Genomic DNA, 11,495 nt, shown 5'->3' with positions numbered 1-11,495 from the left:
ATGCAGGAGGACGTTATGGATGTCTGGGCACCGCTGAGCGACGCGCATCGCGCGTGGATGATCGAGCTGAACCGGGAACTCCAGGCTCAGGGGGTCGCTATTCGGGACGGCACCGGCTCGGCACTGCTGCCGGCGCATCTATGGGAAGTCGGTTCCCATGACTGGGAGCGCGTGGCCCGCGCAGCGCATCGTCGTCAGGCTCGCTGGGCCGGGCTGTGGCTGGATGACCTGGGCAATGGGCAGCTACGCGCCCATGCTGCGTTAATGAAGCACGGCGGACTCCTAGTGCTACGCACCCACCTGGAACCGCCGGATCTGTCGCTGCCCTCCCAGGCTCATGCGTTCCCCGCAGCGGACCGCATCGAACGGCATGCTGCCGACCTGTACGGCGTGACGTTCAAGGGCCATCCGGACCCGCGCCGCTGGACTCGGCATCAGGCCTGGCCACCTGACACTTTTCCACTCCGCAAGGCCTTTTCCGCGGCCGGCGACCCGGCTCCGGCAACGCCCCCGGACGCCGATTACCCGTTCCTGGCCAGCCCCTCGCCCGAGGTCTACGAGATACCCGTCGGGCCCGTGCATGCCGGGATCATTGAACCAGGGCACTTCCGGTTTCTCGCGGTCGGCGAGACGATGTTGAATCTCGAGGAGCGGCTCGGCTACGTCCACAAGGGCATCGAGAAGATCGCCGAGGGCCGTGACCCCGAAAGCGTCGCACGCCTCGCCGGCCGCGTCTCGGGCGACTCGACTGTCGCCCACGCCTGGGCCGCCTGCATGGCGATGGAACAGGCGCTGGGCAAGGTGATACCGCTGCGCGCGTTCCGTCTGAGGGGCATCCTCACCGAACGCGAACGGATCGCGAACCATCTCGGCGACATCGGCGCGATCTGCAACGACGTCGGCTTCCCCTTTGCGAATTACCAGTTCAGTCGGTTGCGAGAACAATGGCTGCGCGACAACGCGGCTTGGTTCGGCCATCGGCTGCTGATGGACCTCGTCGTGCCCGGCGGTGTCGCCCACGATCTGGCTGAAACCGACGCAGGAGCCATGCGGGATCATATCGCGGCCCTGAGGCGCGAACTCGACGAACTCCGTCCGATTCTCGACGCCAATCACTCGTTGCAGGACAGGCTGGTGGGCGCCGGGCATCTGAGTTTCGAGGCTGCGCGCGACCTTGGCTGCCTGGGCTACGTCGGTCGCGCCAGCGGCTTCGACACCGACCTGCGTCGCGAGCGTCCGTATGCCCCTTACGACGAAGTGACCGTGCCCGCTGTCCTCCGGACGGAGGGCGATGTGGCCGCGCGGCTCAATGTGCGCTACGACGAGATCAACGCCTCGCTGGCGGTCATCGAACAGTTGCTGGACCGGCTGCACCCGGGACCCGTACTCGCGGATCTCGCGCCGCCCGGCCGCGCCACCGAGGGCATCGGCCTCATCGAGGGCTGGCGCGGCGAGGTCATGAGCTATGTCCGCCTCGACGCGACAGGCCGCGTGGCCCGGTTCTATCCCCGCGATCCCAGCGTGTTCAACTGGCCGGCGCTGGAACAACTGATACACGGCAACATCGTTCCCGACTTCCCGTTGTGCAACAAGTCGGTGAACGGTTCGTACTCCGGCCACGACCTGTAGCGCCCAGATGAAATCCATTCTGCTGAAGATCGCCCGAGTCGGCATCGTCACCGAACCGGCGCGACCCTACTCCGACAGCGAACTGGAAGAAGTCGGCGCCGAACTGCGCACGGTCATCGACCAGCGCTTCCGTGGCAGTCTGGCCATACGCCAGGTCGACGCCGGTTCCTGCAATGGCTGCGAGCTGGAAATCCATGCGCTGAACAACGCCTTCTACGACCTGGAGCGCTACGGCGTCCATTTCGTGGCCTCACCGCGCCATGCGGACCTGCTGCTCGTGACAGGCCCGGTGTCGCGGCATATGCAGCATGCGCTGAAAGCCACCTACGACGCGACGCCGGACCCGAAATGGGTGATCGCCGTCGGTACCTGTGCGGCCGACGGCGGCGAATTCGGCGTGTCCTATGCCAGCCTGGGCGCGATCGAGAATGTCCTACCGGTCGATGCCGTGATTCGCGGCTGTCCGCCCACGCCCTTGACGCTGTTGCGCGGTCTGCTGACGTTTCTGACCCGGCGTTAGCCTCATCCCGCCGCTTAAACCCCGACACCCCCAAGCGCGCCATCCGTTGACCGTCCCATGTCTGGCATCGACGACTTCGTATAATGGCGGAACGTACCCTCAACGGGCTGCTAACCGTGCGATCCCTGATCTACCATCCCGCCCAACTGCGCGGCTGGGCCTTGCTGGGGCTATTGCTGCTCGTCCTCGCCATCCTCAGCGGCATGATTTGGCGCAATCTGGCCCGGCTCGAGTCGCTCGGCTCGTACGTGCGTTATTCGCACCGTATCCAGATGGCGAACCTGAGCATGCAGAACGCGCTGCTGGAACACATCGCCGACAATCAGGTGATCGACACGGGGCGGCTGCAGGGCATTTCCGAACAGGTTCGCGAACTGGTCCGGTTCGACCGTCACCTGGACCCGGAAACACCCGCCCGCCTGCTGTCCGTGGAACGCTCGCTGGCCGATCCCGGTGACGGCAGCGATTCGCCGGAAGCGTCGCGCACCCGGCTTCTGTCGGCGATGACACTGATGAGTCAGGCGCTGGACGAGGAGACGACGCGGCGCGAAAAAATGCTGAAATATCTGAGCAGCGACACCCGCTACGAAGTCGCGCTGGCCAGCGCCACGTTGGCGGCCATCCTGCTGCTGGCCGGGTTGTTCCTCCGCCACCGCATACTGGCGCCGCTGAATGATCTGCGCGTGCTGCTGATCCGGTTGGCCGAAGAGGACTTCAGCCCCATCGAAACCCAGCGGCTCGACCCCTTGTTGCGGCCGGTTTTCAACAGCTACAACGACATGGTCAAGCGGCTGGCGGAACTCGAGGGCGTGAAGCGGATGCATACGCAATCGCTGGAGGCCGAAGTGCGTGCGGCAACGCGCGCGCTGCTCGAACAGCAGCGCAGCCTGGCCCAGGCCGAGCGCCTGGCGGCCGTGGGCGAGCTGGCCGCAGGCATCGCCCACGAGCTGCGCAACCCGCTGGCCGGGATTCAAATGAGCTGCGCCAACCTGCGTGGCGAAGTCGAGAATGCCGAGCACGCGCGACGACTCGACCTGGTCACCTCGGAACTGAAGCGGATGGCACGCCTGCTGACAGACCTCCTGGAGCGTGCCAAGCAAAGCCCGGCTCCGGCGCGCCCGGTGGCCTTGTCGAAGCTGGTCTCGGAATTGGTCGCCCTGACCCGCTACCAGATCCCGTCCCATATCGAACTTCGCAGCGAGGTACCGGCGGATCTCGTGTGCCGGCTCGCGGAGAGCCGGCTGCGCCAGGCCCTGCTGAACCTAGTCCTGAATGCTGCTCAGGCGATCGATAGCCATCCCGGCAACATTGTCATCACCGCGCAGCGCGACCATCGCTCTGTCATCATCTCGGTCTCCGATGATGGCCCCGGCTTCAGCCAGGAGTTGCTCGCCGGCGGAATCCAGACCTTTGCCACCAGCCGGAAGCAGGGCACGGGCCTGGGCCTCGCGATCGTCCAGCGATTCGCACGCGACATCGGTGGCCAGCTCAGGCTCGCCAACCGGCTCCCCCAGGGTGCAGAGGTCACGCTCCAGATCCCCGTGGAAGAGGGTCCGATTCATGCCGAATAGCCTGCTGATCATCGAAGACGAAGCCCTGCTGGGCACCGAACTGTCCCGCCACTATAGCCGGACCGGCTGGGAGGTCGAGTGGGCCCGAACGCTGCAGGACGCCCGCCAGCTGATCCGGATCAAGGGCTTCGAGCCGCTGCTGATCCTGTCCGACATGCACCTGCCGGATGGCAACGCGCTCGACCTGATGGAAGAGTTGTCCGCACGCTTGACCTACGCCGAGTGGATCTTTCTGACCGGCTACGGCAGCGTGCCTGACTCCGTCCGGGCGCTCCGGCTCGGCGCCTATGACTTCCTCGAAAAGCCCTGCGAATTCGAACGACTCGATCTGGTCATGGCGAGTGCGGTCCGCTCCGCATCCGCCCATCGCCGGCTGATCGACCAGGCCCAGAATCAGCACCGGCGGTACACGGCCGAAGCCTACATCGGTCACAGCGCGGCAGCACGCCAGGTGCGCGATCTGCTAAGCCGACTGACCGACGTGCCGTTCAGTACCCTGATCATCAGCGGCGAGACGGGGACCGGCAAGGGACTTGCGGCCCGCGTGCTCCATTACGGAGGCAAGCGGGCCAAGGGTCCCATCATCGAACTGAACTGCGCCGCGCTGCCACGCGAACTGCTCGAATCGGAACTGTTCGGCCACGAGGCCGGCGCTTTCACGGGCGCGACGGCCCGCCATCGCGGCCTGCTCGAGCAGGCCGACGGCGGCACGCTGTTCCTGGATGAGATCGGCGAGTTGCACCTGGATCTTCAGGCCAAGCTGCTGAAGGCGATCGAGGACCGCAAGTTCCGGCGGCTGGGCTCGGAAAAAGAGATCGCTGTCGACGTGCAGATCATCGCGGCCAGCCATCGCGATCTGGCGGACATGGCCCGACGCAGTGAATTCCGCCAGGATCTCTACCACCGCCTCAGCGTGTTCCGGCTCCATCTGCCGGCCCTGCGCGAATGCAAGGAAGACCTGGAAGAATTGGTCCCCTTGTTCATCGACGAATTCAATGCCGCCTCGGGAAAGCAGGTCAGAAGCGTCCCGGAGCCGGTCTGGGCTCAGCTCCGGGCCTATGACTGGCCCGGCAATGTCCGCGAACTGCGTAATGTGGTCGAGCGTTGCGTGCTGCTTTCCGACGGGCCGGTCTTTCCCGGACAATGGCTGCAGTTGCCGGGCGTTGCGCCGCCCCCCGGACCGGACGCCGGGGGGGATGCGAACAGTCTGCGCATCCCCCTGGACGGCAGCATGGCGCTCGACGACATGGACTGCTACATCATCCGCACGGTACTGGAGCGCTACGACGGCAACGTGACCGGTGCCGCTCGTGCCCTCGGCACCACGCGCGAGACGCTGCGTTACCGCATCCGCAAATACGGCCTCGGCGACACCGTCTGAATCCCGATTGCCGCGTACCGGTTAGGCCGAAAGACAGCGTTGACTCGGCCAGGCGAGGCGGCGTATACGGTTGTTACTCCGCGTGTTCTGTGCTCGGCCACCGGATCGTCGGCCATCGATTTCATGATGATGACCATCCTGTCGTGCACTGAGGCCATGCCGTCGGCGAGCACACACGGAGACGCCAAGTCCAAACGCAAGGAGTCATCGCCATGTCCAAGAAAGACGACAAAGAAACCAAGGAAACCTCGAAGCAGGTTCAGGTTCAGCCCGCACGCCACACGGCGATCGGTCCGTTCGAGGAAATGGAACACCTGTTCGACGAATTCCTGTCCCGCGGCGGCTGGATACAGCCCTTCCTGCGTCGCGGCTTGTCCGAACTCGACATCCCGATACCTTTCGGCGCGCGCTCGCCGAAAGTCGACGTGATCGACCGCGACGACGAGGTCGTCGTCAAGGCGGAATTGCCGGGCGTCGAGAAGGACCATGTCGAGGTCTCGATCAACGACAACCTGCTGACGATACAGGCGACGGCGGAGCACGAATCCAAGGAAGAGAAGGGGCAGTACTACCGGCGGGAACTGAGCCGGGGAGAATTCCAGCGTACCGTCCGACTGCCGGGCCCGGTCGAAGGCGACAAGGCAAAGGCCTCGTTCAGCCAGGGTATTCTGGAGATTACGGTGCCGAAGGCGCCCGGAGCAAAACGCCAGAAGATCCGGATCGACTGAAGCGGGCGGGGCGCTACCGGCGGCTTCCGCCAGCGCTGCGCCCCTGCATCGGTATCGCGAAGTCCGGGCAAACCGCCCCGGACGACCGCAGCGGTCATGAGCGGCCGGGCAGACCTGCAACCCACTCGCCCGGCCGTTCAGCCCTTGATGCAGATGACCGGCTTCAGGCGGGCCACCAGCCGCGCGAGGCCGGCGCGCTCGCTGGCCAGCACCACGGCATCGACATCCTTGTAGGCACCCGGCGCCTCCTCGGCGACGCCCCGATAGGACGGGCTCCTGATAAGAATTCCGCACTCGGCCAGCGTGTCGACGACTTGCCGACCGCTCCAGGTGCGGGTTGCCTGGTGACGGCTCATGCTGCGGCCGGCGCCATGACAGGCGGACGCGTAGGACAGCCTCGCGTTACCGGCCATGCCCGCGAGAATGTAGGAGGCCGTACCCATCGAGCCGCCGATCAGCACCGGCTGTCCGGTTTCGCGAAAAACCTCGGGCAACTCGGGATGGCCCGGCCCGAAGGCGCGTGTCGCACCTTTGCGATGCACATGGAGCGGCCGCGGCTTGCCGTTTACCGGATGAGTCTCCAGCTTGCAGGTGTTGTGAGACACGTCGTAAAGGAGGTCGAGCGAGGCCCCGTTGAAAAAGCGCTGGAAGATGGCCCGCGTCAAATGCGTCAGGATCTGCCGGTTGGCGAGCGCGCAGTTGATGCCGGCCCGCATCGCGCCCAGATACTGACGCCCCACCGGTGAATCGATCGGGGCACAGCCGAGTTCGCGATCGGGCAGACGGATGCCGGCCTGCGCCGCCGCCGTCTGCATGGACTTCAGGAACTCGGTGCCGATCTGGTGGCCGAGACCGCGCGAGCCGCAGTGGATGGTCACGACGACCTGCCCGACCGCGAGGCCAAAACGCGCCGCGGTCGGGGCATCGTGAACCTCGGCAATCTCCTGCACCTCGAGATAGTGGTTCCCCGAACCGAGCGTGCCCATTTCGTTACGTTGCCGTTCCTTGGCCCGAACCGATACCGCTGCCGGATCGGCGCCGGCCATGCAGCCCTGTTCCTCGATGCGCTCGAGATCCTCCGGCGTGCCCCAACCGCGCTGCACCGCCCATCGCGCCCCGCCCACGAGCATGGCATCGAGAGCGCGGTCGTCCAGGCGGATGTCGCCCTGGCTGCCCAGACCGGCGGGAATCGCCGCATAGAGCGCATCGGCGAGTTGACCCTTGACCGCTTCGATGGCATCCCGGCGGAGCCCCGTCAGCAAGGTCCTGACGCCACAGGAAATATCGAAGCCCACGCCGCCGGCCGATACGACGCCGCCTTCCGATGCATCGAAGGCCGCGACACCGCCGATCGGAAAGCCGTAGCCCCAGTGGGCATCGGGCATCGCATAGCTGGCCCCGACGATGCCCGGCAGCTTCGCGACATTGGTGATTTGCTCGAAGACCTTGTCATCCATGGCCTCGATCAGCGGCGCGTCCGCGTAGATGACGGCCGGGACCCGCATGCCGCCGCTGGGGGCGATGCGCCACGCACATTCCGAGAGGCGTTCCAGTCGACCGGTGTCCATCGCCGCCGCTCCGTTCAGACATCCACGACGCATTGCGCCAGCCACGCTCCGCCAGCGTCCGGCGCGACTTTCAGCGCCGTGTAGGTGGCCCCCTTGACCTCGACGGCGGGTCGGTGCCGCGCCCGATCGATCGCCTCACCCCAGGCCGTCGCCTCCAGCCCGTCCGCGTTCACGCGGACCTCGAAGCGGCTGAACAGCATGCGGCGCACGGCCATCTCGTAGATCAGCGCATTCAGCCAGTCGACCAGCAGTGACTCCGTATCCGGCGCCTCGCATCGGATCGTCACCGCCCGCTCGGGGCGTATCGTCGCGGGGTCACAGAGGATGGCGACCATCGCAACCGCGGCCTGGGCGAAAGCCTCGCTGCAGTCGCGACCGAGCCCTCGGACCCCCATGTCCGCCATGTGGGAGAAATGTTCCCAGCGCGGGAGCGCGCGGGACTCCTCGGGCGGGCGGACGAGCGTCGGCGCCTGACTCTCGGGAACCGCCTCCGACCGGCCAAGGCCCGCGTCCGGCAGCTCATTCGGGTTTTCGCAGCGCGGCATTCAAGATACCCTACCGGCCATGGTTTCGCTTCGAGCATCCTAGCATGGTGGCGGTGCAGCTGCTCTTCGTTATCGGCCTCGCGAACGGCGCGCCGATTCTCGCCCAAAACCTGCTGCGGGATAACTGGCAGTACCCAGTCGACTGCGGTAGGAACTTCCCCGACGGCCGCCCGTTGTTCGGCGTCTCGAAAACGTGGCGAGGCATCGCCGCCGCACTCGTCGCCGCGACCATCGGTGCCGTCGGGGTCGGTTTGTCGGCAGCAACCGGGCTTTGGCTGGGAATCGGGGCCATGGCCGGCGACCTCATGTCGAGCTTCGTCAAACGGCGGCTCGGCATTGCGCCGAGCGGCATGGCTTTGGGGATCGATCAGGTACCCGAAGTGTTGCTTCCGCTGCTACTGGTGCAACACACGGTAGCCCTCACCACATCCGAAATCGCGGCGGTCACCGTTCTGTTCCTGATCATCGAATTGCTGCTGTCGCGGGTGCTGTACCACCTGCATATCCGGAAGCAACCCTATTGACGGCGACTCAGGCCGCACGCAACCGGTGCAGCGTCACCTCGGGCGGGCAGTTGAAACGCACGTCGGCCACGCTGACACCGCTGCCAGTCGAAGTGTATCCCTGTAGCCCGTTATAGCGCCAAGCGCCAACACAGATCTTCCGTGGGGCGTTGGCGTTCAGCATCAGCGGAATGCCGCCAGGCAGGCAGATCTGGCCACCATGCGTATGACCCGAGAGCATGACGTCGAAGCCGGCGTAGGCCGCATGGCGATACATCTCCGGACTGTGCGACAGCAAGATCGAGACGGCATCCCGCGGGATATGATCCGTGGCCTTCTCGATGTTGTCGGCGCGGTAATAGTGGGGATCGTCGATACCGGCGAGATGGATGGTCGCGGATTGCCGACTGATACGGACCGACTCGTTCAACAGCAGGCGGATGTCCATCGCCGCGAGTCCCGGCGCCATCCGGATGGTGTCGTGGTTTCCCAGCACGGCGTAGACCGGCCCGCGCAGATGCGGACGCACCCGCTGCATGGCATCCAGGGCCGCCTGATAGGGCCCGTAGGTCTTCACCCGGTAGTCGCCCGTCAGGACGCAGATGTCGTAGTCGCCGACCTCGCGCAAGGCGCGGATCACCGCATCGGGACTATCCGGCGCCATGTCCAGATGCATGTCGCTCAGATGCAGCAGCGTGAACCCGTCGAACTCACGCGGCAGGCGTTCGATGATGAGTTCGTTGTGGCGGACCTTCAGCGCGCGCGCATTGTCGCGCCCCCGCCGCTCCAGCATCGCCAGTCGGAGGGTGAAGCGGATCAGGGCATGCAGGGAGGTCCAGTTCTCGATATGGAAAATCGTCCGCCCCTGGCCGAAGATGCGCGCCTCGTAGTCGTGTTCGATGCCGAGCCGCTGCTCCAGGTGGCAACGCCCGACTCGCTGCTCGAGCCAGTGATAGTCCCCCACTTCGACCGGGGGACAACGGAGTTTGGCAAGCTTGTATACGCTCATGACGGCGACCCCTGTTGAGTCGATGTCGGATTCGGCCTGCAGTATAGTAAGGCAACGGCGCAGATCACGCCGCCGCTCGCCTACGAGGTATGTGCAAAGCTATCCAGCAGGCGAGCCAGCTTGCCAATCGCATCCTCGATGGCGGGCACCATCGGCGCGACCGCATGGGGATCCTTCAGGGCGCGCTCGGCCTTGTTGGCGGCGGCCGCCATGCTCTGGAGCGCTTGCTGATAGGCCGGGGCAGACGTGCTGTACTTTGCACCGGCGAGATCGATCTTTTGCTGGAACAGCTGGTCCATCAATTCATCGATCGTATCGGACGCGGTCGAAGCGCGGCCACTCAGGGTCTCCAGCGCTCGAATGGTTCTCTGGATGTCGTCGGTCAATTTGTCCATGGCTTCACAACCCCCGTTGCGCTTGATCAAGTATTTCGCTATCCGTCTGCAAGGCCGTGACACCCGCAATCCCACGCAGCATGCCGGGCGCGGATGAACGAATGGACGTACACCCGTTATTTTCGCCTACTTCGGTGCGATTCCAAAGATTCAATCGGAAAGCTCATGGATCTTCATCATTTAAGCGAGCGCCTGCGCCGCTTCGCCAACGAGAGGAACTGGGAACAGTTCCACAGCCCGAAGAACCTGTCCATCGCGTTGTCGGTCGAAGCAGCGGAACTGCTGGAGCGCTTCCAGTGGCTGACCGAAGAGCAATCGAGCGCGCTGCGGGATCGTCCCGATGACTATGCCGCCGTCGTCGACGAGATGGCTGACGTCCTGATTTACCTGGTACGTCTGGCAGACCGCCTCGACGTGGACCTCGAAGCGGCGGTCGCCGCCAAGATCGAAAAGAACGAGGCGAAATACCCGGTGCATTTAGCGTACGGAACCGCCGTCAAGTACAATCGCCGCGACACGAACAGCGACGGCTCGCAGGCCTAACGTCACTCCCCGGCGCCTCCCAGAAATGATCAAAACGCAGACGAATCAAGTCATCGCACTCGCCGGACTGACCCAGTGCGTCCACGCGGTGCAACAGATTGCCAAACGCGGCCATACGGACGAAGAGGCGATGCTGCCGTGCATCGCCAGCCTGCTCAAGGTCGATGCCGACGACGTGCTCGACATCTACGGCGGGCTGCCCGCACTGAAGCAGGGATTGCAGCTGCTGGAAAAGCAGATGGGCAATCCCAACCAGGTAGATCCGGAGCTCTCCCGCTATTCCGCGACACTGTGGTTCCTGGAACGCAAGCTGATGAAGTCCAGGGACAAGATGGCCCTGATCACGAACGGCGTGCGCAACATCGCGGAACGCGTCGCCGCGACGGACCTGCTTCAGGACGAGGTGCTGGCCGAACTGGCGGAGCTCTACCAGAAGACCATCAGCGAGATGCGGCCCAGGGTCGTGGTGATGGGCGAGGAACGCCACCTGCGCAATACGGCCAACGCCAACCGCATCCGCGCCTTGCTGCTGGCCGGGATCCGTTCGGTCGTACTGTGGCGCCAGTGCGGCGGCAGCCGCTGGAAAATCCTGTTGTCGCGGAGCAGCTTCCAGCGAACTGCGCGTTGGTTGCTGAAGGACCTTTAGGCACCGCCGCTTCGCCCGACGCTGCCGGTCAGTCGTATTTGACGTACTTGAACCGCGGATCGTCCGGCGTTCCCTCGAAAATGCCGCCGCTGTCCTCGCGGGCATGCCACTGGACGATTTCCTCGATCTTGCGCGCCAGCGCGAAGTCCTTGTCGGTGATACCTTTAGCCGAATGCGTCACCAGCTTGACGATGACGAAGGCATAGGACACCGTCAGATCCGGATGGTGCCACGCGGCCTCGGCCAGGTGACCCACCGTGTTGACGACCATCAGCGTCGCCTTCCAGCCGCTCGTGCGGTATTTGCGCCGGATCCAGCCGTTCTCGTAGGTCCAGTGCGGCAGTTCCTCCGCCAGACGCTGCTGAATCTCGGAATCGCTGTACGTTTTCGGCTGCTCTGTAGTCATGACGCGCTTCTCCTCCTCAGATTCCGGTTACCGTCCCATCCGCCGAGCCGC

The 11,495-nt window shown here is 64.8% G+C and carries 13 protein-coding genes; 8 read left to right on the top strand and 5 right to left on the bottom strand.

Going from position 1 to position 11,495, the window contains the following annotated elements:
• The first annotated feature begins 15 nt into the window (after positions 1-15).
• The 5 genes from BWR02_RS07960 (at position 16) to BWR02_RS07940 (ending at position 5,829) form a co-directional block, all read left to right on the top strand.
• The gene (locus BWR02_RS07960) at positions 16-1,629 is read left to right on the top strand and encodes a hydrogenase large subunit (RefSeq protein WP_236102038.1); all 1,614 of its coding nucleotides are present in this window, start codon (positions 16-18) and stop codon (positions 1,627-1,629) included.
• A gap of 7 nt (positions 1,630-1,636) precedes the next feature.
• The gene (locus BWR02_RS07955) at positions 1,637-2,149 is read left to right on the top strand and encodes an NADH-quinone oxidoreductase subunit B family protein (RefSeq protein WP_139557220.1); all 513 of its coding nucleotides are present in this window, start codon (positions 1,637-1,639) and stop codon (positions 2,147-2,149) included.
• Positions 2,150-2,232: 83 nt separating this feature from the next.
• Positions 2,233-3,720, top strand: a complete 1,488-nt coding sequence (locus tag BWR02_RS07950) for a sensor histidine kinase (RefSeq protein ID WP_236102036.1) — start codon at positions 2,233-2,235, stop codon at positions 3,718-3,720.
• Positions 3,710-5,101 carry a sigma-54-dependent transcriptional regulator gene (locus BWR02_RS07945; protein ID WP_139557219.1) on the top strand — a complete coding sequence of 464 codons (1,392 nt, stop codon included), beginning with the start codon at positions 3,710-3,712 and terminating at the stop codon, positions 5,099-5,101. Before BWR02_RS07950 ends, BWR02_RS07945 begins: the two co-directional genes overlap by 11 nt.
• A 212-nt stretch (positions 5,102-5,313) precedes the next feature.
• The gene (locus tag BWR02_RS07940; protein WP_139557218.1) at positions 5,314-5,829 is read left to right on the top strand and encodes an Hsp20/alpha crystallin family protein; all 516 of its coding nucleotides are present in this window, start codon (positions 5,314-5,316) and stop codon (positions 5,827-5,829) included.
• Between the two features lie 137 nt (positions 5,830-5,966).
• Here the strand turns inward: BWR02_RS07940 and BWR02_RS07935 are convergent, their stop codons facing one another.
• Positions 5,967-7,397: an RtcB family protein gene (locus BWR02_RS07935; protein WP_139557217.1), complete on the bottom strand. Its 1,431-nt coding sequence runs from the start codon at positions 7,395-7,397 to the stop codon at positions 5,967-5,969.
• Positions 7,398-7,411: 14 nt separating this feature from the next.
• On the bottom strand, positions 7,412-7,942 hold the full coding sequence (locus tag BWR02_RS07930; protein WP_139557216.1) for an archease: 531 nt from the start codon (positions 7,940-7,942) through the stop codon (positions 7,412-7,414).
• A 44-nt stretch (positions 7,943-7,986) separates the two neighbouring features.
• Here BWR02_RS07930 and BWR02_RS07925 point away from each other — a divergent pair, with 44 nt between their 5' ends.
• A complete protein-coding gene (locus BWR02_RS07925) occupies positions 7,987-8,466 on the top strand; it encodes a CDP-archaeol synthase (protein ID WP_139557215.1) in 480 nt (159 codons plus the stop codon).
• 7 nt (positions 8,467-8,473) lie between these two features.
• Here the strand turns inward: BWR02_RS07925 and BWR02_RS07920 are convergent, their stop codons facing one another.
• Together BWR02_RS07920 and BWR02_RS07915 are read right to left on the bottom strand one after the other, a co-directional pair.
• Positions 8,474-9,454 (bottom strand): metallophosphoesterase, encoded by a 981-nt coding sequence (locus BWR02_RS07920; protein WP_139557214.1) that lies wholly within the window; start codon positions 9,452-9,454, stop codon positions 8,474-8,476.
• Positions 9,455-9,534: 80 nt separating this feature from the next.
• Positions 9,535-9,849 carry a hypothetical protein gene (locus tag BWR02_RS07915; protein ID WP_139557213.1) on the bottom strand — a complete coding sequence of 105 codons (315 nt, stop codon included), beginning with the start codon at positions 9,847-9,849 and terminating at the stop codon, positions 9,535-9,537.
• Between the two features lie 165 nt (positions 9,850-10,014).
• Between BWR02_RS07915 and BWR02_RS07910 the strand changes: the two genes are divergently transcribed.
• Together BWR02_RS07910 and hflD are read left to right on the top strand one after the other, a co-directional pair.
• Positions 10,015-10,392 (top strand): nucleotide pyrophosphohydrolase, encoded by a 378-nt coding sequence (locus tag BWR02_RS07910; protein WP_139557212.1) that lies wholly within the window; start codon positions 10,015-10,017, stop codon positions 10,390-10,392.
• A 25-nt stretch (positions 10,393-10,417) separates the two neighbouring features.
• A complete protein-coding gene (hflD, locus tag BWR02_RS07905) occupies positions 10,418-11,038 on the top strand; it encodes a high frequency lysogenization protein HflD (protein WP_139557211.1) in 621 nt (206 codons plus the stop codon).
• 28 nt (positions 11,039-11,066) lie between these two features.
• Here the strand turns inward: hflD and BWR02_RS07900 are convergent, their stop codons facing one another.
• Positions 11,067-11,444: a 4a-hydroxytetrahydrobiopterin dehydratase gene (locus BWR02_RS07900; RefSeq protein WP_139557210.1), complete on the bottom strand. Its 378-nt coding sequence runs from the start codon at positions 11,442-11,444 to the stop codon at positions 11,067-11,069.
• Positions 11,445-11,495: the final 51 nt, after the last annotated feature.

This window comes from Methylotetracoccus oryzae, from assembly GCF_006175985.1.
Lineage (GTDB): Bacteria > Pseudomonadota > Gammaproteobacteria > Methylococcales > Methylococcaceae > Methylotetracoccus > Methylotetracoccus oryzae.
The sequence above is the reverse complement of the archived record's forward strand: the minus strand, read 5'-3'. Positions and strand labels throughout refer to the sequence as shown.

Bases quoted from the DNA above. Each gene is read 5' to 3' on its own strand.
- BWR02_RS07960 (WP_236102038.1), top strand. From the start codon at position 16: ATGGATGTCTGGGCACCGCTGAGCGACGCGCATCGCGCGTGGATGATC.
- BWR02_RS07955 (WP_139557220.1), top strand. From the start codon at position 1,637: ATGAAATCCATTCTGCTGAAGATCGCCCGAGTCGGCATCGTCACCGAA.
- BWR02_RS07950 (WP_236102036.1), top strand. From the start codon at position 2,233: ATGGCGGAACGTACCCTCAACGGGCTGCTAACCGTGCGATCCCTGATC.
- BWR02_RS07945 (WP_139557219.1), top strand. From the start codon at position 3,710: ATGCCGAATAGCCTGCTGATCATCGAAGACGAAGCCCTGCTGGGCACC.
- BWR02_RS07940 (WP_139557218.1), top strand. From the start codon at position 5,314: ATGTCCAAGAAAGACGACAAAGAAACCAAGGAAACCTCGAAGCAGGTT.
- BWR02_RS07935 (WP_139557217.1), bottom strand. From the start codon at position 7,397: ATGGACACCGGTCGACTGGAACGCCTCTCGGAATGTGCGTGGCGCATC.
- BWR02_RS07930 (WP_139557216.1), bottom strand. From the start codon at position 7,942: ATGCCGCGCTGCGAAAACCCGAATGAGCTGCCGGACGCGGGCCTTGGC.
- BWR02_RS07925 (WP_139557215.1), top strand. From the start codon at position 7,987: ATGGTGGCGGTGCAGCTGCTCTTCGTTATCGGCCTCGCGAACGGCGCG.
- BWR02_RS07920 (WP_139557214.1), bottom strand. From the start codon at position 9,454: ATGAGCGTATACAAGCTTGCCAAACTCCGTTGTCCCCCGGTCGAAGTG.
- BWR02_RS07915 (WP_139557213.1), bottom strand. From the start codon at position 9,849: ATGGACAAATTGACCGACGACATCCAGAGAACCATTCGAGCGCTGGAG.
- BWR02_RS07910 (WP_139557212.1), top strand. From the start codon at position 10,015: ATGGATCTTCATCATTTAAGCGAGCGCCTGCGCCGCTTCGCCAACGAG.
- hflD (WP_139557211.1), top strand. From the start codon at position 10,418: ATGATCAAAACGCAGACGAATCAAGTCATCGCACTCGCCGGACTGACC.
- BWR02_RS07900 (WP_139557210.1), bottom strand. From the start codon at position 11,444: ATGACTACAGAGCAGCCGAAAACGTACAGCGATTCCGAGATTCAGCAG.